Origin of the sequence: Nocardioides alkalitolerans DSM 16699 (assembly GCF_000426525.1) — a bacterium.
Taxonomy (GTDB): domain Bacteria; phylum Actinomycetota; class Actinomycetes; order Propionibacteriales; family Nocardioidaceae; genus Nocardioides; species Nocardioides alkalitolerans.
On the sequence record NZ_AUFN01000014.1, the window covers coordinates 169,157 to 193,111 of the forward strand.

Consider the following 23,955-nt stretch of genomic DNA (forward strand, 5'->3'; position numbering starts at 1 on the left):
CCTCACTCCCTCGGGAGGCCGAGGCCCCGGGCGACGAGCCCCCGCTGGATGTCGTTCGTGCCGCCGCCGATCACGTACATCGGGGCCAGCCGGTGGGCCGCCTCGAAGCGTCCGGCGTCGAGCGCGCCCTCGGCACCGGCGGACAGCAGGGCCCCGGGCCCGAGCAGGTCGAGCGCCACGCGGCCCAGCTCCTCCGCGAGATCGCCGCCGAGGATCGCGGCGACCGGACCGGCGATCCGCGCGTCGCCGTCGCTCACGGCCTGGGTCGCGTCGAGCACCAGGGCGCGGGCCGCCTGGAGCCGCGCGGCGAGCCGGGCCAGCCGGTCGCGTCCGACGTCGTCCGGCGGGGGCGAGCCCGGGCGGCGCAGGAGCGCGACCAGCTCGTCGAGGTGCCGGCGCAGGGTGGCGACCACGCCGCCCATCACGACCCGCTCGGCGGCGAGGGCGTCGGCGACCACCGCCCACCCGCCGTGCACCTCGCCGACCCGGGCGGCGTCCGGGACCCGCACGGCGTCGAGGAAGACCGTGCACGAGATCTCGCCCGAGAGCGCCACGTGCCGGTGCACCGTGATCCCGGGGCTGTCCATGGCCACGAGGAGGACCGTGATGCCGGCGTGGCGGGGCACGGCGTCGGGGTCCGTGCGGACGGCCAGCCAGACGTGCGTCGCGGTGTGGGCGCGCGTGGTCCAGACCTTCTGGCCGTCGACGACCCAGTCGTCGCCGTCGCGGACGGCCCTCGTGCGCAGCGACGCCAGGTCGGAGCCGGCCTCGGGCTCGGAGTAGCCGAGGCAGAAGGCCATGCGCCCCTCGCGCACGAGCGGGAGGAACGCGCCCTGCTGCGCGGGGGTGCCGTGCCGCAGGAGCGCGTGACCGATCAGCATGGTGGCGCTCATCGCCCGGTCCACGGGGCCGCCGGCGTACTTCATCTCCTCGTGCACGACCGCCTGCTCGACGGCCGTGGCCGCCCGGCCGCCGAGCCCGTCCGGCCAGCCGAGGGCGAAGAGCCCCGCGGCCGCGGCCTCCCCACGGACACCATCGGCGTCGTGCCCCGTCGGGTGCGCGGCGCAGACGGGGCGGGCGTGACGCGCCAGGAGGTCGCGGACCTCGCGTCGCAGGGCCTCCGCCGCGGGGCCGAGGTCGAAGGCGGGCAGGGGACGGCCGGCGTCGACCAGCCGGGCGACGACACCGCCCCCGAGGTCGGCCGAGGCGTCGTCGACGCCGGGCGAGCGCAGCAGGGTGAGGTCCGCGTGGACGCGCCGGAAGAGCCACGGCACCTCGTGCTCCTCGAAGTAGCCGACCGCGCCCAGCGTGTGCTGCGCGCCGGCGACCACGCCCGCAGCGCCGTCGCGCACGAGCCGCGCCGCCAGGGCCGCGACGTACGGACCGTCGGGACGGCCGTCCGCGAGCAGCCGCCCGGCCCGCCCGACGAGGGACCGCGCCGCGGCGACCTCGACGTGGCACGAGGCCACGCGCTGCTGCACCGCTCCGAAGGCACCGACCGGACGGCCGAACTGACGACGGGTGCCGGCGTGGGCGACGGCGAGCTCGTGCGCCCCGGCCGCGGCCTCGAGGCACCGGACGGCGAGGGCGAGGCGCAGGACGGCGACCGCCTCCTCCGCCGCACCGTCGGCCAGGGGGTGGCGCTCGGCGGGGCCGAGCGTGAGGCGGTGCCAGGCGGGCACGGCGAGTCCCGGCGCCGCCCGCCGCCCACGGACGGCCCGCAGCCCCACCTCCGTCTCCCCCACCTCGAGCACGTGGGTGGCGTCACCCGCGCCCTCCAGAAGCACGTCGTCCGCGCCACCGACGACCACCAGCGGCCGCACCTCGCCGGCAGCGATCGCCGCCGCGAGACCGGGCAGCAGGCGCGCGGCGACGTACGCGTCGGCGATCGCGAACGGGCAGGCCCGACGCCCGAGCCGGGCGACGGCCGCGAGGAGGAAGTCGACCGCGTCGTGCTCGGCGAGCTCCAGCCACCCGTGCCGGACGGCCACGGCCCGGACCGCGTCCAGGTCGCCCGTCGCCGCCGCGGTGGCGTCGCCCCAGACCGCGTCCAGGAGCGCGCCGACGGACCGCCCGAGCTCCGTGACCTCGCCCTGCCGACTTCCTGCACGAGTGTCGTTCATGAACCGATAGTGAACGGGTATCGTTCAGGTAGTCAAGGTCCGTCGTCCCCAGGAGCATCGATGCCCCGCCCCGTCCCCGTCCCCGAGCGCAGCGGACGCCCTCGCGACCCCGAGGTCGACCGCCGCGTGCTCGACGCCGCCGTCGACGTCTTCGCCCGGACCGGCTGGGCCGGGTTCAGCATCGACGCCGTGGCCCGGGCGGCCAGCGTGGGCAAGGCGTCGATCTACCTGCGCTGGAGCGGCAAGGAGGCGCTGCTGACCGAGGCGGTCGGGTCCGCCTTCGCGCCGATCAGCACGATCGACTCCGGGTCCGTGCGCGACGACCTCCTGGCCCTGGCCCACCTGCTCCTCGACCTGTACGACGGCCCCACGGGCCTGGCCGCGCGCCGCATGGTGGTCGAGTCGGAGGCCACGCCGGGCCTCGCCGACCACTGGTCGGAGGTCCGGGCCGCCCAGGTGCGGGCCACCCGCGGCATCGTCCGCCGCGCGGTCCGTCGCGGCGAGCTGCCGGCCGGCACGTCGGTGACGCTGGTCGTCGACACCCTCTGCGGTGCCGCCATGCTGCGGTCCGTCGCCGTACCGGCACACCTGCGCGACACCGCCGGGCGCGCCCGGTCGCGCTACGCGCGGGAGCTCGTCGACTTCGTGCTGGCGGCAGCGACCCGGGGGTGACCGGGGGCGTCAGACCGTGCGCGCGCCCTTCCGTGCCCGCGTACGGCGGTAGCGCCGTACCACCGCTCGGGTCTCCACGACGAGATAGGGGACCCCGAAGAACGGCACCACGGCGTACAGGACCCTGGACACAGCGGGCGAGGAGTCGTCGGCGGCGAGCAACCCGAACACGAGCATCATCCCGACGAGGACCGTCAGCGACAGCACACGCCACCGGGTCGCGGAGCTCGGACGACCACCGAGGGGACTCCGCTCGTCCGCGGTCTCCGGAGGCAGGCCGAGGAACCCGTCCACGACGTCGAAGAGGTCGTCCAGGTTCCGGTGCTCGGGGCCCTTGGCGGCGAGGTTCGAGCTCATGGTGAGCCGCCCGGCGGCCCGGACGATCGCGCCGCCGGGCACCGGCACGACCTGGGCTGACACCGTCGCGCCCCACGACCAGGCCGAGATCTTGGTCCCGAAGAACACGCCGAGGTGCACGTCGTCACGACCGCGGAACTTGGCCTCCTGGTGGACGGCTGCGACCAGCGCCTCGAAGACGCGATCGGGGTCCACCGGGAAGAAGCGCTCGTGCTGCATGCGCACCGACCCTAGGGCTCCCCGACCCCCGCCGTCCGGGAGTTGCGAGCACAGCACCGGCACACTGGCCCGATGCACGACGACGAGCTGGTCGACCACCAGGCCCGCACGCAGTGGCAGGGCGCCACCGTCCTCACCCTCGCGAGCCTCTGGCCCGAGCGCCCGCGCGCGATGGTCGTCGGGCTCCACCCCGTGCCGTGCAGCGTCGAGGCCGGGCACTACTTCCAGGGTGCGGTCGGCCAGCGCCAGTTGCGACGCCTGACCGGGACGGGGCTCTTCGACGCCCCCGCCGACGACACCTTCTACGAGGCCGGTGCGCTCGCCGCCGGCGTCGGGTTCACCAACGTCGTGCCGCGCCCGGCCAGCGGCACGAACGCCGTGTCGCCCGACGAGATCACGCTCGGCCGCGAGGTCGTCACCCGTGAGCTCGCCGCGCGCGAGGTCCCCCTGGTCGTCTGCCTCACGCGGCTCCCGGTCCAGGCCCTCCTCGGCAGCCCGGGCACGCCGGGCTTCCAGCGTGGCACGGTCGCGGGCGCCCGGGTGTTCCGCATGCCCGGGCCCTTCACCGCGCTGGCCGACGTGGCGCCCGCGCTCGACGACCTCCGGGTCTGGCTGGCCGACGCCTAGGGCAGGTCCTGGCCCAGGGCGGCGACCACCGCGGCCAGGTCGGCGGCGTCGTGCACCTCGTGGGCCGGCTGCGGACCGTCCGGGTCCACCACGTGCCCGGGCCGCACCAGACGTACGGCGACGAGCCCCGCCTCGAGCGCGCCCCGCACGTCGCGGGCCGAGGCCGCCACGTGCACCAGCGGCTCGGGGGCCGCCTCGGCCCGGGCCGCCGCGTAGATCTCCGGGCTCGGCTTGAACGCCCCGAGCCGCTGCGAGCTGAGCACGAGCGAGGGGTCGACGAGCGCGTGGGCCCGGGTGGCCCGGGCGAGGTCGTCGTCGACGTTCGACAGCAGCCCGACCCGCGCGTGCCCGGCCACCGCGGCCACGGCGTCGGTGACGTCGGGCCACAGCGGCCACTCCCCCACGCCGTCGTGCAGACGGTCCAGGTCGCCGGCGGCCAGCCGGGGCTCGAGGCCGAGCGCGTCGTACGTCGCGACCAGCGCGCTCCGCGACACCTCGCGGAACGTGGTCGGCGGCCGGGCGTCGCGCTGGGCGGCCTTGTTGCGGGCGTCCCAGGCGTCGTACAGCTCGGGCCCGGTCATGCCCCAGCCGCGCTCGGCCGCGATCTCGGCGAACGTGCGCGACGCCCCGGTGCGGGAGTCGGTGAGGGCGCTGAAGAGGTCGAAGGTGACGATCACGGGAGTGTCCTCGGCTCAGGCGGTCGGCACGACGAGCACGGCCCAGGCCAGGAGCGGCGCGATCACCACGATCGACATGCCCCACTGCATGAGGCGCTTGAAGACGAGCTCGCGCTGGTCGGGCTCGGCGTTGGCGACCACCAGGGCACCGTTGGTGGAGAACGGGCTGCAGTCGACGACCGAGCTCGAGATGGCGAGGGCGGCGATGAGGCCGATGGCGCTGACCTGGTCGGTGAGCAGGAACGGCACGGCGAGCGGGATGAGCGCGCCGATGATGCCCGTGGTGGACGCGAACGCGGAGACCACGGCCCCGATGAGGCAGATGAGCAGCGCGGCGACGAGCGGCGCCCCGACGTCGGCGACGCCGTCGCCGAGCCAGTCGACGACACCCTGGTTCTGCAGCAGCGTCACGTAGGTGACGATGCCGCCGATGAGCAGGACTGTGCCCCAGCTGATCTTCTCGACCGCGCCCTTGGCCGAGGCCGGGAAGGCCAGCGTGAGGACGACCGCGATCGTCAGGGCGGTGAAGCCGACGTCGAGGTCGAAGCCGAGGGCACCGACCATGAGGGCGACGAGCCCCAGCAGCGTCACCGTGCGCTGGGTGTCGAGCCTCGTGACGTCGTCGCCCGACGTACCGGCCCCACCGACGGAGCGCTTGGCCTCGACGGCGGAGTGGGGTGTGCTGCGACCACCCTCGGTGCGGGTGGCGGTGAGCGACGCCTGCTCCGCCTCGGCGCCCATGGCGGCGACGGCCGCGTCCTCGCGACCGCGGGCGATGAGGGCGCGCCCGCCGAAGGCGACGTAGGTGACGACGGCGATCGTGGTGGCGGCGAGGAAGGTGGAGAAGAAGAGGAAGGTCTGGCTGCCCGGCAGGTCGTTCGACTCGACGACGCCGTTGGTGATGGAGCCGAAGATGCCGATGGGCGAGAAGCTGCCGGCGGTGGCGCCCTGCACGACCATCATGCCCATCATCACGGGGTGGATCTGGTAGCGCACCGCGAAGCCCATGGCCACCGGGGCCACGATCGCGACGGCCGCCGGGCTGACCGCGCCGATGGCCGTGACCAGCGCGCAGACGACGAACATCGCCCAGGGCACGAGGGCCACGCGGCCACCGACGGCGCGCACCGAGCCGTGCACGATCCAGTCGACGGTGCCGTTGTTCTTGGCCAGGGCGAAGAGGTAGGTGACCCCCACCAGGATGACGAACAGGCCGCTGGGGAAGCCGGCGAGCACGTCGTCGGTCGTCGCGTCGTACACGGCGAGGCCCACGATGAACGACGCCACGAGCGCCAGCGCGCCCATGTTGACGCCGCGCACGGTGGCGACGAGGAAGACGATCACGAGGACCGCGAGCGAGATGATCTCGTGGGACACGGCGGAGCCACCCTTGCTTGGTCGGTGAGGACGGGTCAGTGACCTGGGTCACCTGCAACGTCCCGCACTATGTCAGTGGCTAGGCCTCCTGACAACTGAACCACGACTGGCTACGATCGCGTCATGCCCGACGAGTCGAAGCGCACGCTGCCCCCGCTGCGACGGGAACGGCTCTACGAGAGCCTCGCGGCGCACATCTCCGACTTCATCGAGGCCCAGGGGCTCGTCAGCGGCGACCGCCTCCCGCCCGAGCGCCAGCTCGCGGCCGAGCTGGGGGTCAGCCGGGCCACGCTCTCCCGCGCGCTCGCCTCCCTGGAGACCCTCGGGCGGATCGAGGTGCGCCACGGCGTGGGCGCGCTCGTGCGCAGCTCCGACGGCCCGTCGGACACCCGGCTGCAGGAGCAGGTCGACAGCCGCCCGCGCACGGAGGTGGTGACGGCGCGCGAGTCGATGCTGGCCGGGCTCGCCCGGGCCGCGGCGGTGAACCCCAACGACTCGCTGCGGGTCGCGATGCTGGCCGACGACGGTCGTCCGCGCACCTTCGACCTGACCTGGCGCTGCGTACGACGCCTCGCGGCCTCGCCGCTGCTCGTCGACCTCGACGACCTGCTGGCCGACAAGGCACCGGCGCCGCCCGACTCCCCCGCCCTGCGGGCCTCCCTGGACCGCCTCGCCGAGGCGATCATCCGGGCCGACGCGGGCGCCGCCGCCGTGGCGTGCCTCGGCATGCTGTCCGACTAGACGCCGACGCCCCGCCGGGCCGCGCTCAGCCCGCGACGCCCCGGAACCGCTCGAAGTCCCGCTGGTCGCCGGCCTTCCACAGCGGCACGCTCGCCTTGAGCACCAGCGTCAGCCCCACGACGAACTCCGGGTCGTGCAGCGACTCGCCGAACAGCTCGTTGATGCGCTTCCAGCGGTAGCGCACGGTCTGCGCGTGCACCCCGAGCCGCGCGGCGATCGCCGGGGCACTGTCGCGCGACTCGAGCCACGCCAGCAGCGTCTCGGAGAGGATCTCGCGGGAGTTCGGCGTCTCCGCGAGCAGCGGCGACAGCAGGTCCTGCACCATGCCCTGGCGCAGGAGCGGCTCGGCGTGCAGCCACAGCTGCGTGCGGTGCTCGCTGCAGCGCAGCAACGGCCGGTCCGGCACGATGCCCGCCGCCGCCAGCGTCAACGTCGTGCGCACCCAGCGCAGCGCGTCACGCAGCTCCGCGGGGGCCACGGCCCACCCGAGGCTCAGGCGGTTGCCCTCCCCGGTGAGCACGGGATCGAGCACCTCCAGCACGTCGTCGACCTCGGCGGCCGGCACGAGCAGCAGCAGCCCGGCGGTGTCGGGACGCACGAGCACCCGGTCGAGCACCCGCGAGTCGGCGAGCAGACCGCGCACCCGGTGGCGCAGGGTCGTGGTCGCCTCCTCGCCCGCGTCACGGTCCCCGTGCTGCAGACCGGCGACGACGAGGCGCTCCGGCACCCGCCACTGGGCGGCCGCCGACAGGATGCGCAGACCCTCCCCCTCGGCACCCCGCAGCAGGGCGTCGAAGAGCCGACGCCGCGCCCGACCCCGGTCGGACTCGAGGCGGCGCCGCGCCACGTCGTACCCGATGCGGGTCTGCTCGACGAGGTGGTCGAGGTAGGCGAACATCCGGTCACCCAGCACCCCCAGCGCGTGCGCCGAGAGGTGGTGGGTGCGCGCCAGCGCGCGCAGGTGGCGCCACGCGTCCTGCGTGGCGATACGGAACGCGGCCTGGGTGGCGTCGAGGTCTCCCTCCTCCAGCGCCTCCCCCTGCCCCATCTGCCGGAACATGTCGTCGACCCGCGCGTTCGCGAACGGTCGCCCCTCGGTCACGGCCAGCAGGTGCTCGATCGCCGCCGAGACCGCGGTCTCGATCAGCTGGTGGCGGCGCCCGTCGGTCGGACCGGCGTAGCTGGCCACCTTGTCCTGGATCTCGTCGGCGATCTCCGCCGCGAGGTCGGCGGCCACCGCCCGTGCGGCGGCGGCGAGCTGTGCCGCCGCGGCGGCGTCCTCGGCCTTGATCGGCAACATCACGCTGCCCATGGCGCTCCCATCGTGTCCCTCCCCGAGTGCTGCGACCCGCCGCGAGCGCGACGGGCTCCTCCCCTGCTGCTGCGCGGCCGAGCCGTTCACAGCACCACTCCTGCAACGACCAGCGCGAGGCCGACCGTCACCCCCGTGCAGGCCCAGGCGCGCACGACGCGCACCCGTGCGGGCAGCGCCCGCAGTCCCGCGAGGAACCGCTCGACGCGCTGCACCGCGAGGTCCGGCAGCTGCACCACCGGACCGTGCGTCGTCACCGGGGCGCCCTCCGCGCCCGTCCGTGACGTCAACCAGAGGTCGGCCTCCGCCGGCGCCGAGCCCCAGGCCCCGGCGCCCGCCACGCAGGCGACCGTGCGGCCGGCGCCCCGCAGGTCGCTCACCGCGGCCCGCCAGCCGTCCGCGTCGGCCGCGGCCACCACGTCGTACGACGTCTCGGTGGCGAGGCGCCTGGCCTCGAGCTCCCCGGAGGCGCTGACGAGGCGGAGCGACCAGCCCGCCTCGACGAGGCGGCCGAGCGAGCCCGGCGCCTCCGGGCGCACGCGCTCGGCGACGGTGATGGAGCCGAGGGTGCGTCCGTCGACCTCGACGGCGACCGTGTGACCACCGGTCGCGACCGGCGGCGTGGCGAGCCCGAGCCAGCGGGGGTCGCCGACGCGCACGGGGTGGCGGTCCACGGCACCCTCGATGCCGGCGCCGGGCACCCGTCGGACGTCGGTGACGCGGCCGTTGCTCGACAGCCGCGAGATCGCGCGCGCCACCGGACCCTCACCCTGGTGCTGCAGGGCGCCGGCGAACCAGCGCAGGTTGCGGTCGTGGTCCGGCTCGACCGGCTGGACCGCCACCACCTGGAGCTCGCCGTCGGTCACGAACCCGCTGGCGTCGGCCACGAGCGCGTCGACGCGGCGTCCGACGACGGGCAGGTGCACGTCGCGCGGCAGGACGGCGCCGTCGCGGCGCAGGGGGGCGGTGGCGACCTTCTCCGCGAGCAGCCCGAGCAGGAGGCCGACGAGCAGCAGCACGGCACCGACGGCGAGCAGCGCGGCGGTCATGCCGGCCGGCTGGTCGGAGCGAGGGGTCGGCCCATCAGCCGACGACCGTGTGCGTCCACGCACTCACTTCCCGATAAGTCAGTGTGGTTCGGGTCACAGTTGTACGACGCGGTCGGTACGGCGTCAACTCCCGGCCCTCACGGAGCGACCTCGTCGTCGACGCCCTCGGGGAACGGCAGCGGGCTCGGGATGCCCTCGACGTCCTCGCTCACGTCGGGCGCACATCCCGCCTCAGCGATCGGCGTCCCGGGCAACGCCGGCAGCGGGGCGAACGTCTCCTCGTCGAACCCGTAGTAGCAGCCCAGGATGCCGAGCTTCACCGTGACCGGGTTGCCCGGACCGGAGATGACGGACGTGAGGACCGCCGAGAGGTCGTCGCCGTCCGGGGTGCTGCAGCCGGTGAACGGCGGGATGTCCAGGCTGCCGTCGAGGGTCCCGCCCTCGATGCCGGAGAAGCCCCGGTCCTGGTCGAAGGTCTCCCCCGCTCCCTGGTCGACCACGACGGCCTCGCTGGCGAGCGCCAGCCGCGCCGACGGGCCCGTCGCACAGGTGTCGGCCAGCGGGACGTCGACGGCGTCGATGCGCAGCCCCAGGACGGCGACGTCGACGACGTCCTCGAACCCGGTCGGCGGGTAGGTCCTGAGCTGTCGCGCGTAGTTGTCCGTGAACTGGGTCTCGATGTGGAAGCCGAACGGCAGGTCGGACGTGTCGCGGCGCTGGCGCAGCTGGAGCTGCACCTCGGTGGGGATCGAGCCGAACGCGACGGTGCGGATCGTGATGACCGGCGAGACGCCGTAGTCGTCACCGCCCCCGCCGGTCGGGAGGAGGTAGGCGTAGATGTCGTAGTCCGCCGTGACGTTGAGGTCGCCGTTGTCGTCGGTGAACTCGGTCGTCCGGAACTCGATGTTGGTGGCCAGGAGACCCGCCGGCACCCGGCCCCACTGCTGGGCGACGGGCGAGTACGCCCGACCCACCTGCGCCACCCCGAGCCAGCCGTAGGTGTTGCGGGTCGCCTGGTCCTGCTCCGACGGCAGCTCGGGCAGGCCGGGGTACGGCCCCTGCTCCTGCGCGTCGCTGGCCCCGGGCAGGAGCAGCAGCGGCATGACGAGAGCAGAGGCGATGACGGCGCGTCGAGCACGCGAGAGGGACCACACGGTCCTCACCCTCGTGGTCGGACCGCAGCGACGCCATCGGTGCACGGAGCGCTCCCCCGCCGTGGCCCACAACTTGTCACGTGGGTGACAAGTCCGCTTTCCCGGTTGTCACGCGCATGACAATCCACGCTCCCGATCCGCACCCGGACGCCCGACGTCCTGGACGTCGGCTCCCGGCACCTGGCTCCATGTGCTCCGTGACGCCCGTCACACGCTCGGACCCCCAGGAGGAATCATGAAGATCAGGCACATCGCCGCCGGTGTCGCAGCCGCCGCCGTCATCACGGTCTCCAGCCCCGCGTTCGCCGCCGGCCCGCCGTACACCGTCTCCGTCGGTGGCAGCAGCGCGGCCGGCACCCACGCCATCACCGCTGCCAGCGCCGGCAACGTGCAGTTCAGCGCGCGCAACAACGCCGGCACCGTGGTCAACATGAACTGCACCTCCGTGCGGGGAGCGGGCGCCGCCACGTCCGGCACCGGCGTCAACCCGGTCGCCACCATCACCTCCACCACCTGGACCGGCTGCAGCATCCCCGGTGGCGCCGCCACCGTCACCCAGTCGGGCACGTGGAACGTGACCGGCACGGGCACGAACGCCACCACCGGCAACGAGACCATCGCCGGCAACATCGGCAACGTCACCGCCGGCGTCCAGACGACGGCCAACCCGAACGTCTGTCGCTTCACGGTGACCGGGGCGCCCCGCGGCTCCTTCAACGAGGCCACCCAGCAGCTCGTCGTCACCGAGACCGGCTACACCGGCAACCTCGTGCTGTCGAACGTGGTCGGCTGCCTCGGCCAGCTGCAGAACGGCAACCCGGCCAACTTCGCGACGACGCTCGCCGTCACGTCCCCCGACGGCGCGATCAACCTGTCCTGACCGCTGACCGCTGACCGCTGACCGGCCGGGCCGGACCGGAGTTCCCTCACCCCGGTCCGGCCCGGCCACGCAGCACCCGCTCGCTCCTCGTCACCGCCACCGGCCATCGACGCCGGCGCCGGCGCCCACCCTCGCTCTCCAGGAGAGACCATGACCACGACCACCCGGGTACGTCGTACCCTCGCCGCCGCCGGAGCCGCCGCGCTCGTCGCGCTGATCCCCGTCGCCGCCCATGCCGCCACGATCGTCCCGATCGAGTACGACGCCGTCGGCACCAGCACCATCGCCAAGACCGACTCCGACGTCGCGCTCGGCCCCACCACGCTGCGCACCGACCTCGACGTCGACAGCGGCAACTTCACGGGCTCCCTGCCGCTGCCCGGCACGCGCACCTCGTTCAAGGCGGCGGGCTTCCTGCCCGTGCAGGCCGACGTGACGTTCGTCGAGGCGGCGCCGCTCACCGGCTTCATCAACCTCTCCGGCGACATCGCGTCGGTGACGTCGACCGCGACCTACAACGTGAAGCTGTCGAACATCAAGGTCCTCGGCTTCCCGACGTTCACCGGCCCGAACTGCCAGACCGTGGCACCGGTCACCATCCCCGTCGGCACGGAGCCCGGGGTGGGCTTCGACCTCGCCCTCGGCGGTCGCCTCGTCGGTGAGTACACGATCGGCAAGTTCGCGAACTGCGGCCTCAACACCGGCCTCATCAACGCGCTGGTGCCGGGACCGGGCAACACCGTCGACATCCAGGTCAGCAACGGGGTCTTCCTCTGACCGCTCCCCCGCTGCTGGTCACCTGACCGGCTGATCCCTCCCACCGCGGCCGTCGTGCCCGGGACCACCCCTCGCGGGCCCCGGGCGCGACGGCCGTGGTGCGTCCCGAGAGGTCAGGGGGCGGCGGAGCCGCGGTGGGCCTCGAGGGCCTGGAGGAGGGCGGAGACCTGGGCGGGATCGTCCAGGGCGTCGCCGAAGAGCTCCCGCACGCGGCGCAGGCGGTTGCGCACCGTCTGGTGGTGCACGCCGAGGCGCTCGGCCAGGACCGGCGCGCTCGCCCGGGTCTGCAGCCAGAGCAGCAGGGTCTCGCCGAGCACGTCGCGCTGCTGGGGCTTGAGGGCGAGCAGGGGCGCGAGCAGGTCCTGCGTGACGTGCTCGCGCAGCACCTGGTCGGCGTGCAGCCACAGCGCGGCCTGGTGGTCGGCGCAGCGCACGAGCCGGTCGGCGGGGAGCGGGATGACGCCCTGGCGCGCGAGCCGCAGGGCCCGCAGGGTCCAGCGGACCGCGTGGGCGACGTACCTCGGCTCGATGCCCCAGCTCAGTGCGACGAGACCGGGGCCGCCCCGCACGAGCGCCGCGGCGGCCCGCTCGGCGCCGGCGTCGTGCGCCACCAGCACGAGGTGCTCGCGGTGCACGCCCGCGAGCACGTCGGCCAGCCCGTCGACCAGCCCGTCGACCAGACCGCCGACCAGACCGGCGGCCGCGCGGCGCACCGTCGGACCGGCCGTGGCCGCCACGACGACGAGCGGCCCCGGGGGCGGCCAGTCGACGGCCGCGGCGCGCGCCAGCTCGACCAGCCGGCCCGCGGGGGCGCCGCCCACGAGGCCCCGGAACAGGCGGTCCCGGGCGGCCTCCTCGCCGCTCGGCGACGGCAGGCTCCGCTGCTCCCGCACGAACCCGTGCACGGCCTGGTCGTGCAGCCACTGCTGGTAGGCCAGCAGCACGCCCGTGAGGTGGTCGACGACGTCGACGGGCACGGCGAGCTCGGCGGCGACGTGGCGCAGCTCGGCCCAGCTCAGCTGGGTGACGACCTGCTGGGCGGCCCGCATGGCGTCGAGGTCGTGGCCGGCGGCCGCCTCGAGCCGGCCGAGGCGGTCGAAGTGGGCCGCCAGGGCCGTCCCCCGCACGGGGGCTCCCGCGAGGGCGTCCACGAACGCCTCGACGGCCAGCGAGATCGCCTCCGTCACCACCGGTCGCAGCGTCGGGTCGGCGTAGCCGGCGACGGCGGTGCACACCTCGTCGGCGATCCGACGGCTCAGCGCGGCGGCGCGCGGTCGGTAGGCCAGGGCCACGTCCGGCGCGGCCCCGTGGGCGCGCGCCAGGGGGAACGCGACGCGCGCCGGTGACGACATGGGGGTCCTTACGGGGTCGGGCTCCGCGGCGGCGAGGTGACGGGCCGCGGCGGACCGGTCCTGCTCCCTCCACGGACGGCCGGCACGCGCAGTGAACGTGGCCGGCGCGGTCGCGGTCCACCGCACCGACCGGCGGGGAGGAGAAGTTGTCAGCCCCGTGACAAGAAAAAGCCCGGTCGCCTCCGGGTGCTCCTGCATTCGCCTCTGACGCTGGGCACGTGACCGGTGCCACACCTACGGTCGCACCGGCCGCTCGCTGAGCCGGCCCCAGCAATCCACGCAGCACGGGGAGGACCGCACATGGGCGGCACCGTCGAGGTCAGCGGCCTCACCAAGAGCTACGGCAGCCAGAACATCTGGCACGACGTCACCGTCACCCTGCCGCCTGGCGAGATCACCGCGCTGCTGGGCCCCTCGGGCACCGGCAAGTCGGTCTTCCTGAAGTCCGTGATGGGCCTGGTGCGGCCCGAGGCCGGCACCATCCTCGTCGACGGCACCGAGATGGTCGGCGCCCGCGAGTCGCAGCGGCTGGCCCTGCGCAAGAAGTTCGGCGTGCTGTTCCAGGACGGCGCGCTGTTCGGCTCGATGAACGTCTACGACAACGTCGCGTTCCCGCTGCGCGAGCACACGAGGCTGCGCGAGCGCGACGTGCGCCAGCTGGTGCTCGAGAAGCTCGACATGGTCGGCCTGATCGGCCAGGAGCACAAGCTGCCCGGCGAGATCTCCGGCGGCATGAAGAAGCGCGCCGGCCTCGCCCGCGCCCTCGTCACCGACCCCTCGATCATCCTCATCGACGAGCCCGACTCGGGCCTCGACCCGGTGCGCACCTCCAACCTCGCGCAGCTGCTCATGGAGGTGAACACGGCCACCGACGCCACGATGCTCGTGGTCACCCACAACATCGAGCTGGCGCGCACCCTGCCCGACAACCTCGGCATGCTCTACCGCCGCGAGCTCGTGATGTTCGGGCCGCGCGAGGAGTTCCTCCTCACCGACCACCCGGTCGTCTCGCAGTTCATGAGCGGCGACCCCGAGGGCCCGATCGGCATGAGCGAGGAGACCGACCACCGACGTACGGACCCGCTCGCCGACCCGGGCTACGGGCCCGCCGGTCCCGGCGGTCCGGCGGGCACCGCCCTGCTGTCGCGCCACGCGGGCGCCCGCTCGATCGAGGTGCTCCCCCGCCAGCTGATCTCGGCCACCGGCAACCCGCGGGCGGCCGCGACCCGCCACCGCGAGCGCATCGAGACCGGGGCCTCGCGCCTCTACGTCGCCCCCGACGACGAGGTCGACCGAGCGCGACCCCCGCGGCGGCCCCTGGCGGCGGTGCGGGCCGCCACCGCGGTCGGCGACGTCTTCGGCCTCGGCCTCGACGCGATGCGGGCCTCGGTACGACGCCCGTTCGCCGCGAAGGAGCTGCTGGAGCAGTTCTGGTTCGTCGTCAGCGTCTCGTGGATCCCCGCGATGCTCGTCGCCATCCCCTTCGGCGCCGTGATCGCGCTGCAGCTCGGCACCCTCACCAAGCAGATCGGCGCCCAGTCGTTCACCGGCGCGGCCAGCGTGCTCGCCGTCGTGCAGCAGGCCGCCCCGATCGTGACCACGCTCGTGATCGCGGGCGCCGGCGGTGCCGCGATCTGCGCCGAGCTCGGCTCCCGCAAGATCCGCGACGAGATCGACGCGATGCGCGTGATGGGCGTCGACCCCGTGCAGCGGCTCGTCGCCCCCCGGGTGCTCGCCTGCATCGTCGCCGCCGTGCTGCTCAACGGCCTCGTCTCGGTGGTCGGCGTGCTCGGCGGCTACTTCTTCAACGTGGTCGTCCAGGACGGCACGCCCGGCGCCTACCTGGCGAGCTTCACCGCCCTCGCCCAGCTCTCCGACCTCTGGGTCGGGGCCCTCAAGGCCGCGATCTTCGGGTTCGTCGCCGGCGTCATCGCCTGCTACCGCGGTCTCAACGCCGCCGCCGGCCCGAAGGGCGTGGGTGACGCGGTGAACCAGTCCGTCGTCATCACGTTCCTGCTGCTCTTCTTCGTCAACTTCGTCATCACCACGCTGTACCTCCAGCTGGTGCCCGGCAAGGGAGCCTGATGTCCGTCCCGCTCGTGACCGCGCCCCTCGACCGCCTGGCCAGCCTGGGCGCGGGGCTGCGCTTCCACCTCCGCGTGCTCGCCAGCGTGCCGCACACGCTGCGGCGCTACCCCCGCGAGATCCTCCGCCTGCTCTCCGAGGTCAGCTTCGGCTCCGGGGCCCTCGCCGTCATCGGCGGCACCATCGGCGTGATGGTCGGCATGACCCTCTTCGTCGGCACCGTCGTCGGCATGCAGGGCTACTCGGCCCTCGACCAGATCGGCACCGCCGCCCTCAACGGCTTCATCTCCGCCTACTTCAACACCCGTGAGATCGCGCCCCTCGTCGCGGCGCTCGCCCTCTCCGCCACCGTCGGCTCCGGCTTCACCGCCCAGCTCGGCGCGATGCGCATCAACGAGGAGGTCGACGCGCTCGACGTCATGGCCGTCTCCAGCCTGGCGTACCTCGTCACGACCCGGGTGATCGCGGGCCTGGTGGCCATCGTCCCGCTGTACGTCGTGGGCCTGCTCGTCTCCTGGGCCGGCTCGAGAGCGGTCACCGTCTACTTCTACGGGCAGTCGGCCGGCACCTACGACCACTACTTCCTGCAGTTCCTGCCGCCGATCGACGTGCTGGGCTCCTTCGCCAAGGTCATCGTCTTCTCGGTGCTGATCATCCTCATCCACTGCCGCGCCGGCTTCATGGCGAGCGGCGGACCGGCCGGTGTCGGCATCGCGGTCGGCACGGCCGTGCGCCGCAGCATCGTCACCGTCGCGATCCTCGACCTCGTGCTCTCGATGGTGCTCTGGGGCACCACCACGACCGTGCGGGTCGCGGGATGACGCGCCGGGTCGACGTCGCGCTCGGCGTCGTGTTCCTCCTGCTGATCGCGCTCGGCCTCGGCGCCGCGGCGCTCGCCTACGACAAGGCGTTCACGCCGCGCACCGAGGTGGTGCTGGCGACCGGCACCGTCGGCAACGCGCTCCAGCGGGGCTCCGACGTGAAGCTCAACGGCGTGCCCGTCGGCGAGGTCACCGGCATCGAGCCCACCACCGAGGGCGCCCGGCTGACGCTCGCGCTCGAGCCCGCCATCGCGGAGGGCCTGCCCGACGACACCGTCGCCCGGCTGCTGCCCAAGACCCTGTTCGGCGAGCGCTACGTGCAGCTCGTCGCCGACGGCGCCACCTCGGGCGCGGGCATCGCCGACGGCGGCACCATCCGCCAGGACGGCTCCGACGAGGCCGTCGAGCTGGAGGAGGTGCTCGACGAGCTGCTCCCCGTGCTCCGCTCGATCCAGCCCGCCAAGCTGGCCGCCACCCTCGGCGAGCTGACGCTCCTCCTGCGCGGCCAGGGCGCCGAGATCGGCGAGTCCATGCGTGCCTGGGGCAGCTACCTCACCGACCTCAACCCCTACGTCCCCACCCTCACCGACGACCTGGCGCGCCTCGCCGAGGTGGCCGACGTGTACGACGTCGCGGCCCCCGACCTGCTCGGCGCCCTCGACGACCTGACCGTCACCGCCACGACGCTGGTCGAGCGCCGTACCACCCTCGACGACCTCTACGCCGGCGTCATCACCGCCGCCGGCACCTCCGAGACGTGGCTGGAGGCCAACCGCGACACCATCGTGGTGCTCGCCGACGACAGCCGCGACGCGCTCGCGGCGGTCGCGCCGTACGCCGAGCAGTTCCCGTGCCTCTTCCGGTCGGTCGCCGACTTCGAGCCCGTGATCGAGGAGGTGCTGGGGGTCGGGACCGCCGAACCCGGGCTCCACGTGGACCTCGACATCTCGTCGGCCCGCGGCGCCTACCGGCCCGGCACCGACGAGCCGACGTACCTGGTCGACGGCAGCCCCCGCTGCCCGTACACGGTGAGCTCGCGCAGCTCGGCTGCCCCGTCCGGCACGACGGCCGGCGGCACCGACGGCGGCGCCGCGCCCGCGCAGGTCGCTCCCCCGACCAGCGAGGTCGTCGCGGCCTACCTGGCGCCCGAGAACGCGCCCCGGCTGGCCCTGGCCACCGGTCTCGGCGACGCCAACTCGCCCGGGGAGAACCGGCTGATCGCCGAGCTCATGGCCCCGTCCGAGGGCATGGCCCCGTCCGACTACCCCGGCTGGGCCAGCCTGCTGGTCGGACCCGTCCTGCGCGGGGCGGAGGTGACGCTGCGATGACCACCCCCACCGACCGCCGCCACGTCGCCGTGCTGGCCACCAAGAGCATCGTCTTCACCCTCGTCACCCTGCTGGCGACGCTGGCCCTCGCGGCCACGATCCGCAACAGCAGCGGCGGCGGCGAGGAGTTCCGCGCCGACTTCTCCGACGTCACGAGCCTCAACCGCGGCGACGACATCCGGATGGCCGGCGTGAAGGTCGGCTCCGTGCGCGACATCGAGGTCGGCGACGACAACCTCGCCCGCGTCACCTTCACCGTCGACCCGGCCGTGACCGTGCCCGAGGGCACGCAGCTCGAGCTGCGCTTCCGCAACCTCGTCGGGCAGCGCTACATCGCGATGGAGCCGCCCGTGTCGGGCAGCGGCGGCGAGATCGAGGCGGGGCACACCTTCCCCGTCTCCGAGACGGCCCCGGCCCTCGACCTGACCCTCCTCTTCAACGGGTTCCAGCCGCTGTTCCGGCTGCTCGACCCGGAGGACGTGAACACGCTGAGCGGCCAGATCGTCGCCGTGTTCCAGGGCGACGGCGCCTCCGTCGACACCCTGCTCGCCAGCGCGGGTCGCCTCACCACCACGCTCGCCGAGCGCGACGCCGTGATCGGCGACCTCATCGACAGCCTCGGCTCCGTGCTCGAGACGGTCAGCACCCGCTCGGCGCAGCTCGACGCGACGATCGTGACGCTGCAGCAGCTCGTCACGGGCCTCGCCCAGGACCGCGACACCATCGGGCGCACGCTCGACGGCCTCGGCGCCCTCTCCGTGAGCGTCGCCGACCTGCTCGAGCAGGGCCGCGCTCCCCTGGCCGAGTCGATCGTCGGGCTCGGCGACCTGGCCGGCAACCTCTCGGACTCCGAGGAGGTGCTCGACCGGGTGCTCACGAACCTGCCGCCCAAGCTCGACGCGCTCGGCCGCACCGGCAGCTACGGCTCGTGGCTCAACTTCTACGTCTGCTCGATCCAGGGGAGCATCCCGCTGCCCGAGGGCTACCGGGGCGACCTGGGCGCCGAACCCGACGCTGCGAGGTGCTACGCCTGATGGGCACGACACGTTCCCCCCGCTTCCCGAAGGCGTTCACCGAGCGCAACCGGGTGGTCATCGCCATCATCGGCTCGCTCAGCCTGGTGGCGGTGTTCCTCCTGGCCTTCAACGCCTCCTCGCTGCCGGTCGTCGGCTCGGGGCGCGAGTACTCCGCCGAGCTCGCCGAGGCCGGCGGGCTCGCGGTCGGCAACGAGGTGCGGGTGGCGGGCGTCCGCGTCGGCGAGGTGACCGGGATCGAGCTCGACCAGGCGGTCGTCGTCGTGACGTTCCGCGCCAAGGGTGTCGAGCTCGGCGACCAGAGCCGCGCCGCCGTCCGCATCAAGACGCTGCTCGGGCAGAAGTACCTGGCCGTGGAGTCCGCCGGTCGCGGCGAGCTCGACGAGGCCATCCCGCTCGAGCGCACCACCACGCCGTTCGACGTCACCGCGGCGTTCTCGGAGCTCTCCGAGACCGTCGGCGAGATCGACACCGTGCAGCTCGAGGCCAGCTTCACCGCGCTGGCCGACGCCTTCCGCGACACCCCGGAGTCGCTCCGGGCGACGGTCGGCGGGCTGGCGGCGCTGTCGCGCACGATCTCGAGCCGGGACGAGGAGCTGGCGGCCCTGCTCGAGGCGAGCAGCGACGTGACCGGCACCCTGGCCAGCCGCAACGCGGAGTTCGCCAACATCCTCGACGACGGTGAGCTCCTGCTCACCGAGCTCTCGGCCCGGCGCGAGACGGTCGGCGCGATGCTCGAGGCCACCGTGAGCCTCGGCCAGCAGCTGCAGGGGCTCGTCGCCGACAACGAGGCCACGCTCGCCCCCGCGCTCGCCGAGCTCGACGAGGTGGCGGCGATCCTCAACCGCAACCAGGCCAACCTGGACGCCGCGCTCGCGCGCCTCGGCCCCTACTACCGCGTGCTGGCCTCGGCCACCGGCAACGGCCGCTGGGTCGACGCCTACGTCTGCGGCCTCTACACCGCCGACGGCGTGCCGCACCTGGACAACTCCGTCGAGCGCACCTGCGACCCCGCCGCCGGAGGTGGCTCATGAACGCCCTGACCCGACGCCCCGCCCTCGGGCGCGGCCTCGTCCGCAGCCTGCTGCTGGCCCTGGTGCTGGCCGTGGTGCTCGTCGGCACGGCCGCACGGTCGGCCCACGTGCGCGGCGCCAGCACCGAGCTCAGCGCCGAGTTCTCCTCGGCCGTCGGCCTGTACGTCGGGTCCGACGTGCAGGTGCTCGGGGTCTCGGTCGGCGAGGTGACCGCCGTCGAGCCCGCGGGCGACGTCGTGCGCGTCGACATGCGCCTCGACCCGGGCGAGCGGGTCGCCGCCGACACCGCTGCGGTCATCGTCGCGCCGACCGTGGTGAGCGACCGCTACGTGCAGCTGACCGAGCCCTGGACCGAGGGCGCCGAGACCCTCGCCGACGGCGCCCGCATCGGGCCCGACGACACGGCCGTGCCCGTGGAGATCGACGAGCTCTACACCAGCCTCGAGGACGTCAGCACGCAGCTCGGCCCCGACGGCGCCAACCGTGACGGTGCGCTCTCCGACTTCCTCGACGTCGCCGCCGAGAACCTCGAGGGCACGGGCGCGGACCTCAACACGATGCTCACCGAGTTCAGCCGGCTCAGCGCCACCACGGCGGGCGTCGACGACGACCTGTTCGCCACGGTCGGCAACCTCGCCGAGTTCACCGACGTGCTCGTGGCGAACGACGACACGGTGGCCGCCCTCAACACGCTGTTCGCCGACGTCACCGGCTACCTGGCCGAGGACCGGGGCGACCTCGCCGGGGCGATCGACCAGCTCGGTGCCGCCCTCGCCGTGCTCGACGACTTCATCGCCGAGAACCGCGACGACCTGCGCACGAGCGTCGACAACCTCGTCGGTCCCACCCAGACGCTGGTGAACCAGCGCGAGTCCCTCGAGGAGCTCCTCCGCATGGCGCCGCTGACCCTGCAGAACTTCCTCCAGGCCTACAACCCCGAGACCGGCAGCATCGAGGGTCGCGGCAACCTCAACGAGGCCAACCTGTGGGCCGGTGGCGGCCTCGGTGCGCAGAGCTCGCCCGACGCCCCGCCGGTGCTGCTGCCCGGCCTCGGCGACAGCCCGACCGGAGCCGGTCGATGAGCGCCCTCGCGCGTCCGCGCACCCGGCTCGTGCGCGGCGTGGCCGCGCTCGCCCTGAGCCTCGGGGTGCTCGGGGCCACCGCGGGCTGCGGCCTGCTGCAGGGCGGGGTGTACGACGCCCCGCTCCCCGGCGGTGCCGACGTCGGCGACGACCCCATGACGCTCACCGTCGAGTTCGACGACGTGCTCGACCTGGTGCCGCAGTCGGCCGTGAAGGTCGACGACGTGCCGGTCGGCCGGGTCACCGACATCCGGCTCGCCGAGGACGGACTGTCGGCCGAGGTCGAGCTGCTGGTGAACAGCGACGTCACCCTGCCCGCCGGCACCAGCGCCCGGCTGCAGCAGACGTCGCTGCTGGGCGAGAAGTACGTCTCCCTCGATCGCCCCGCGGAGGCGGGCGACGGCGCCCCGCTCGCGTCGGGGGCCCACATCGCGATCGCCGACACCGACGAGGCCGCCCAGGTCGAGCAGGTGCTCGGCGCCCTCTCGATGGTGCTCAACGGCGGCGGCATCGCGCAGTTCCAGGAGATCTCGACCGAGCTGCAGGCCATCTCGGGCGACGACCCGGAGCAGGTGCGGGTGTTCCTCCAGCAGCTCGACGGCCTCGTCGGCCAGCTCGACGAGCGCCGCGGCTCCATCACGGCCGTCATCGACTCGCTCGCCGACCTGTCGGGCACGCTCGAGGACCACGAGGCCGAGATCGTCTCCGCGCTCGACGGCCTCAGCCCGGGGCTGGCGGCCCTCGAGGAGCAGCGGCCCCAGCTGGTGGCGATGCTCGAGGCGCTCGAGGGTCTCTCGACCATCGCGGTCGACACGCTCGACGCCGCGCAGGCCGACATCGTCGCCGACCTGCAGCTGCTCGCGCCGGTGCTCGAGCAGCTCGCCGCGGCCGGCACGGCGCTGCCCGACGCGCTCGGCATCCTGCTCACCTACCCCTTCCCCGACTCGGTCACGGGGGCCATCCGGGGCGACTACCTCAACGTCTTCGTCACCACCGCCTTCGCGAGCCTGCCGGCCGGGTGCGAGGGCATGGGCTGCGCCTGGCCCCAGCCGGTGGTCCCGCTCGCCGACGGCGAGGTGCCTGCGCCGGCGGGCCGCCCGGCCCTGCCGCCCGGCCTGCTGCCGCCGACGAGCTCGGCCACGCCCGGCCTGCCGTCACCCACGGTGACCGTGCCCACGCCCACGGGCTCGCCCAGCGCCGTACCGAGCGCGCCGTCGACCGGTGCGCCCACCGGCAGCCCGACGTCGCCCCCGACCGGGTCGCCGGCGCCGCCGACGTCGTCGCCCTCCTCGACGCCGTCCGCCTCGCCGTCGGCGAGCCCCACGGGCACGCCGACCTCCACGCCCTCGGGCACGCCCACCTCGGGAGGGGACCGATGATCACCCGTCGTGTCGCGCTCAAGCTCGTCGCCTTCGTCGTCATCGGCGTCGTGGCGACGGTGCACCTGCTCTCGACGTACGTCGGCATCGCCCCCTTCCGGGACGACGTGCGGGTCACCGTCGCGCTCACCGACGCCTCCGGCCTCTTCGAGGGCAGCGAGGTGACCTACCGCGGTGTGCAGGTCGGACGGGTCGAGGAGATGACGGTGACCGACACCGGCACCGAGGTGTCCGTGCTGCTCGACGACGACGCCCCCGACCTGCCCGCCGACCTCGACGTGACGGTCGCGAACCGCTCCGCCATCGGCGAGCAGTACCTCGACCTGCGCGGCGCCGAGGGCGGCGGCGACGAGGTGCTCGCGGCGGGCGACCGCATCGACGCCACCGAGGCGACGGTGCCGCCCTCGTTCGACAACGTGCTGCGCTCGGGCCGCGACTTCGTGGCCTCGGTGCCCGAGGACTCGCTGCGCACCGTCATCGACGAGAGCTACCTGGCCTCGCAGGGCGTCAGCGACGACGTCGCCCAGCTCGTCGACACCTCGCTGTCGTGGGCGAAGACGGCCGACGCCAACTTCCTCGTCACGACCCAGCTCATCGAGAACTCCGCCACCGTGCTCGACACGCAGCTCGCGTCGGCCCGGAGCATCCAGGGGTTCAGCGCCGACCTCGGCCTGCTCGCCGAGACGCTGCGCACCTCCGACGGCGACCTGCGCGCGCTCATCACGGCGGTGCCGCCGGCCGCGACGCAGGTGCAGCAGCTCGTCGCCGAGGTCGGACCGTCGCTCGGCGTGCTGCTCGGCAACCTCGTCACGCCGGCCTCGGTCTTCGGCGTCAACGCCGCCGGGGTCGAGGACGTGATGATCCGGCTGCCCGAAGCCGTCAGCGCCGGGTGGGTCGTGGCCGGGTCGGGCGAGCTCCAGCTCACCCTCGTGACGAACTTCGCCGACCCGCTGCCGTGCACGACCGGCTACGAGGGCACGACCCTGCGGCCCGGCCTCGACACGAGCGGCGCCACCTTCAACACCGACGCGGGCTGCACGACGGGCGACGCGGGCAGCAACGTCCGCGGGCCCGGGTCCGTGCCGAGCAACCTCGACGAGATCGCGACCCCCGCCCGCTCGGGCTCGGGCTCGACCACCGGTGACGTCGTCGTCCGCGACGCCACCACGCTGCAGGACCTCTTGGGAGGAACGGAATGAGCACGGACACGAGCATCGACAGCGACCGCGACGTCGACCGGGACGACACCGACGCCGGGACCGGCACGGGCACCCCGAAGGACGCGGCGGCGGCGACGACGGGTGGCGCGACGGGCTCGACGGGCGGTCGGACGGGCTCGACGGACGGCACCCGGTCGGGCGGGCGCCGGGCCCTGCTCGTGGCCGCGGTGCCGTGGGTCGTCCTCGCGGCCGCCCTGCTCCTCGCGGTCGTCGGCGGGCGGGCGTGGTGGTTCGCCGAGCACGACCCGGACCTCGACCGCGCCGCCTCCCGCGACGCCGCCCTCATCGCGGCCCGCACCCACGTCGCGACGCTGACGACGCTCGACGGCACCGACGTCGACGCCGGGCTCGAGGCCTGGCAGGCGGCCACGACGGGGCTGCTGCACGACCAGGTGAGCGAGGTCGACGACACCAACCGCGCGCTGCTCGCCGACATCGGCAGCACCTCGACGGGTCGCGTGCTCGACGCCGCGGTGCTCGAGCTCGACGGCTCGACGGCCTCCGTGATGGTGTCGGTCGAGGTGACGGTGGCCGACCTCTCGACGCCCACGGCCGAGCCGACGATCAAGCGCAACCGGTTCGCCGCCGACCTGCGTCTCGTCGACGGCGAGTGGTTGCTCGAGGACCTGCAGCAAGTGGCGGTGACCCTGTGAGC

General features: G+C 74.1%; 22 protein-coding genes. 14 read left to right on the plus strand and 8 right to left on the minus strand.

Features of this window, described 5'->3' with window-relative positions; genetic code table 11:
- Positions 1–2: 2 nt before the first annotated feature.
- Positions 3–2,123: an acyl-CoA dehydrogenase family protein gene (locus K329_RS0114290; RefSeq protein WP_028473587.1), complete on the minus strand. Its 2,121-nt coding sequence runs from the start codon at positions 2,121–2,123 to the stop codon at positions 3–5.
- Between the two features lie 60 nt (positions 2,124–2,183).
- On the opposite strand from K329_RS0114290, the gene K329_RS0114295 reads away from it, so the two are divergent.
- On the plus strand, positions 2,184–2,795 hold the full coding sequence (locus K329_RS0114295; protein ID WP_028473588.1) for a TetR/AcrR family transcriptional regulator: 612 nt from the start codon (positions 2,184–2,186) through the stop codon (positions 2,793–2,795).
- Positions 2,796–2,804: 9 nt separating this feature from the next.
- On the opposite strand, the gene K329_RS0114300 is transcribed toward K329_RS0114295, so the two are convergent.
- Positions 2,805–3,371 carry a hypothetical protein gene (locus tag K329_RS0114300; RefSeq protein WP_043643612.1) on the minus strand — a complete coding sequence of 189 codons (567 nt, stop codon included), beginning with the start codon at positions 3,369–3,371 and terminating at the stop codon, positions 2,805–2,807.
- A 72-nt stretch (positions 3,372–3,443) separates the two neighbouring features.
- Here K329_RS0114300 and K329_RS26905 point away from each other — a divergent pair, with 72 nt between their 5' ends.
- Positions 3,444–3,998: a uracil-DNA glycosylase family protein gene (locus K329_RS26905; RefSeq protein WP_052336905.1), complete on the plus strand. Its 555-nt coding sequence runs from the start codon at positions 3,444–3,446 to the stop codon at positions 3,996–3,998.
- On the opposite strand, the gene K329_RS0114310 is transcribed toward K329_RS26905, so the two are convergent.
- Together K329_RS0114310 and K329_RS0114315 are read right to left on the minus strand one after the other, a co-directional pair.
- Entirely contained in the window at positions 3,995–4,675 is a 681-nt protein-coding gene (locus K329_RS0114310) for an HAD family hydrolase (RefSeq protein ID WP_028473590.1), read from the minus strand. The two genes, K329_RS26905 and K329_RS0114310, sit on opposite strands and share 4 nt — an antisense overlap.
- Before the next feature lie 15 nt (positions 4,676–4,690).
- Positions 4,691–6,052, minus strand: coding sequence for an SLC13 family permease (locus K329_RS0114315; RefSeq protein WP_028473591.1), 1,362 nt, complete (start codon positions 6,050–6,052; stop codon positions 4,691–4,693).
- A gap of 123 nt (positions 6,053–6,175) precedes the next feature.
- Between K329_RS0114315 and K329_RS0114320 the strand changes: the two genes are divergently transcribed.
- Positions 6,176–6,793, plus strand: coding sequence for a FadR/GntR family transcriptional regulator (locus tag K329_RS0114320; RefSeq protein WP_028473592.1), 618 nt, complete (start codon positions 6,176–6,178; stop codon positions 6,791–6,793).
- A 25-nt stretch (positions 6,794–6,818) separates the two neighbouring features.
- Here K329_RS0114320 and K329_RS0114325 read toward each other — a convergent pair whose 3' ends face one another.
- From K329_RS0114325 to K329_RS0114335, 3 genes are all read right to left on the minus strand, one after another.
- On the minus strand, positions 6,819–8,105 hold the full coding sequence (locus K329_RS0114325; protein ID WP_028473593.1) for a PucR family transcriptional regulator: 1,287 nt from the start codon (positions 8,103–8,105) through the stop codon (positions 6,819–6,821).
- A gap of 86 nt (positions 8,106–8,191) precedes the next feature.
- On the minus strand, positions 8,192–9,154 hold the full coding sequence (locus K329_RS0114330) for an HAD family hydrolase (protein ID WP_028473594.1): 963 nt from the start codon (positions 9,152–9,154) through the stop codon (positions 8,192–8,194).
- A 137-nt stretch (positions 9,155–9,291) separates the two neighbouring features.
- The gene (locus K329_RS0114335; RefSeq protein WP_028473595.1) at positions 9,292–10,308 is read right to left on the minus strand and encodes a hypothetical protein; all 1,017 of its coding nucleotides are present in this window, start codon (positions 10,306–10,308) and stop codon (positions 9,292–9,294) included.
- A 235-nt stretch (positions 10,309–10,543) separates the two neighbouring features.
- Here K329_RS0114335 and K329_RS31945 point away from each other — a divergent pair, with 235 nt between their 5' ends.
- A complete protein-coding gene (locus tag K329_RS31945) occupies positions 10,544–11,188 on the plus strand; it encodes a hypothetical protein (RefSeq protein WP_028473596.1) in 645 nt (214 codons plus the stop codon).
- Between the two features lie 150 nt (positions 11,189–11,338).
- Positions 11,339–11,965, plus strand: a complete 627-nt coding sequence (locus tag K329_RS0114345) for a hypothetical protein (RefSeq protein ID WP_028473597.1) — start codon at positions 11,339–11,341, stop codon at positions 11,963–11,965.
- Between the two features lie 113 nt (positions 11,966–12,078).
- Here the strand turns inward: K329_RS0114345 and K329_RS0114350 are convergent, their stop codons facing one another.
- Entirely contained in the window at positions 12,079–13,317 is a 1,239-nt protein-coding gene (locus K329_RS0114350) for a PucR family transcriptional regulator (RefSeq protein WP_028473598.1), read from the minus strand.
- Positions 13,318–13,617: 300 nt separating this feature from the next.
- On the opposite strand from K329_RS0114350, the gene K329_RS32100 reads away from it, so the two are divergent.
- The 9 genes from K329_RS32100 to K329_RS0114400 are packed head-to-tail and all read left to right on the plus strand — an operon-like array spanning position 13,618 to position 23,953.
- The gene (locus K329_RS32100; protein WP_084541299.1) at positions 13,618–15,402 is read left to right on the plus strand and encodes an ABC transporter permease; all 1,785 of its coding nucleotides are present in this window, start codon (positions 13,618–13,620) and stop codon (positions 15,400–15,402) included.
- Positions 15,402–16,223: an MlaE family ABC transporter permease gene (locus K329_RS0114365; protein ID WP_043643614.1), complete on the plus strand. Its 822-nt coding sequence runs from the start codon at positions 15,402–15,404 to the stop codon at positions 16,221–16,223. Before K329_RS32100 ends, K329_RS0114365 begins: the two co-directional genes overlap by 1 nt.
- Positions 16,220–17,551, plus strand: coding sequence for an MCE family protein (locus K329_RS0114370; RefSeq protein ID WP_028473600.1), 1,332 nt, complete (start codon positions 16,220–16,222; stop codon positions 17,549–17,551). The genes K329_RS0114365 and K329_RS0114370 overlap by 4 nt, the downstream gene beginning before the upstream one ends.
- Entirely contained in the window at positions 17,548–18,585 is a 1,038-nt protein-coding gene (locus tag K329_RS26920) for an MCE family protein (RefSeq protein ID WP_052336906.1), read from the plus strand. The genes K329_RS0114370 and K329_RS26920 overlap by 4 nt, the downstream gene beginning before the upstream one ends.
- Positions 18,585–19,619, plus strand: coding sequence for an MCE family protein (locus tag K329_RS26925; protein WP_043643615.1), 1,035 nt, complete (start codon positions 18,585–18,587; stop codon positions 19,617–19,619). The genes K329_RS26920 and K329_RS26925 overlap by 1 nt, the downstream gene beginning before the upstream one ends.
- On the plus strand, positions 19,616–20,701 hold the full coding sequence (locus K329_RS26930; protein WP_043643616.1) for an MCE family protein: 1,086 nt from the start codon (positions 19,616–19,618) through the stop codon (positions 20,699–20,701). Before K329_RS26925 ends, K329_RS26930 begins: the two co-directional genes overlap by 4 nt.
- Positions 20,698–22,080 carry an MCE family protein gene (locus K329_RS0114390; protein ID WP_028473601.1) on the plus strand — a complete coding sequence of 461 codons (1,383 nt, stop codon included), beginning with the start codon at positions 20,698–20,700 and terminating at the stop codon, positions 22,078–22,080. The genes K329_RS26930 and K329_RS0114390 overlap by 4 nt, the downstream gene beginning before the upstream one ends.
- Entirely contained in the window at positions 22,077–23,279 is a 1,203-nt protein-coding gene (locus tag K329_RS0114395; protein ID WP_028473602.1) for an MlaD family protein, read from the plus strand. Before K329_RS0114390 ends, K329_RS0114395 begins: the two co-directional genes overlap by 4 nt.
- On the plus strand, positions 23,276–23,953 hold the full coding sequence (locus K329_RS0114400; RefSeq protein WP_052336907.1) for a hypothetical protein: 678 nt from the start codon (positions 23,276–23,278) through the stop codon (positions 23,951–23,953). The genes K329_RS0114395 and K329_RS0114400 overlap by 4 nt, the downstream gene beginning before the upstream one ends.
- Positions 23,954–23,955 lie beyond the last annotated feature (2 nt).

Coding starts and splice junctions, on each gene's coding strand:
- K329_RS0114290 (WP_028473587.1), bottom strand. CDS start 2,123: ATGAACGACACTCGTGCAGGAAGTCGGCAGGGCGAGGTCACGGAGCTC.
- K329_RS0114295 (WP_028473588.1), top strand. CDS start 2,184: ATGCCCCGCCCCGTCCCCGTCCCCGAGCGCAGCGGACGCCCTCGCGAC.
- K329_RS0114300 (WP_043643612.1), bottom strand. CDS start 3,371: ATGCAGCACGAGCGCTTCTTCCCGGTGGACCCCGATCGCGTCTTCGAG.
- K329_RS26905 (WP_052336905.1), top strand. CDS start 3,444: ATGCACGACGACGAGCTGGTCGACCACCAGGCCCGCACGCAGTGGCAG.
- K329_RS0114320 (WP_028473592.1), top strand. CDS start 6,176: ATGCCCGACGAGTCGAAGCGCACGCTGCCCCCGCTGCGACGGGAACGG.
- K329_RS0114325 (WP_028473593.1), bottom strand. CDS start 8,105: ATGGGCAGCGTGATGTTGCCGATCAAGGCCGAGGACGCCGCCGCGGCG.
- K329_RS0114330 (WP_028473594.1), bottom strand. CDS start 9,154: ATGACCGCCGCGCTGCTCGCCGTCGGTGCCGTGCTGCTGCTCGTCGGC.
- K329_RS31945 (WP_028473596.1), top strand. CDS start 10,544: ATGAAGATCAGGCACATCGCCGCCGGTGTCGCAGCCGCCGCCGTCATC.
- K329_RS0114345 (WP_028473597.1), top strand. CDS start 11,339: ATGACCACGACCACCCGGGTACGTCGTACCCTCGCCGCCGCCGGAGCC.
- K329_RS0114350 (WP_028473598.1), bottom strand. CDS start 13,317: ATGTCGTCACCGGCGCGCGTCGCGTTCCCCCTGGCGCGCGCCCACGGG.
- K329_RS32100 (WP_084541299.1), top strand. CDS start 13,618: ATGGGCGGCACCGTCGAGGTCAGCGGCCTCACCAAGAGCTACGGCAGC.
- K329_RS0114365 (WP_043643614.1), top strand. CDS start 15,402: ATGTCCGTCCCGCTCGTGACCGCGCCCCTCGACCGCCTGGCCAGCCTG.
- K329_RS0114370 (WP_028473600.1), top strand. CDS start 16,220: ATGACGCGCCGGGTCGACGTCGCGCTCGGCGTCGTGTTCCTCCTGCTG.
- K329_RS26920 (WP_052336906.1), top strand. CDS start 17,548: ATGACCACCCCCACCGACCGCCGCCACGTCGCCGTGCTGGCCACCAAG.
- K329_RS26925 (WP_043643615.1), top strand. CDS start 18,585: ATGGGCACGACACGTTCCCCCCGCTTCCCGAAGGCGTTCACCGAGCGC.
- K329_RS26930 (WP_043643616.1), top strand. CDS start 19,616: ATGAACGCCCTGACCCGACGCCCCGCCCTCGGGCGCGGCCTCGTCCGC.
- K329_RS0114390 (WP_028473601.1), top strand. CDS start 20,698: ATGAGCGCCCTCGCGCGTCCGCGCACCCGGCTCGTGCGCGGCGTGGCC.
- K329_RS0114395 (WP_028473602.1), top strand. CDS start 22,077: ATGATCACCCGTCGTGTCGCGCTCAAGCTCGTCGCCTTCGTCGTCATC.
- K329_RS0114400 (WP_052336907.1), top strand. CDS start 23,276: ATGAGCACGGACACGAGCATCGACAGCGACCGCGACGTCGACCGGGAC.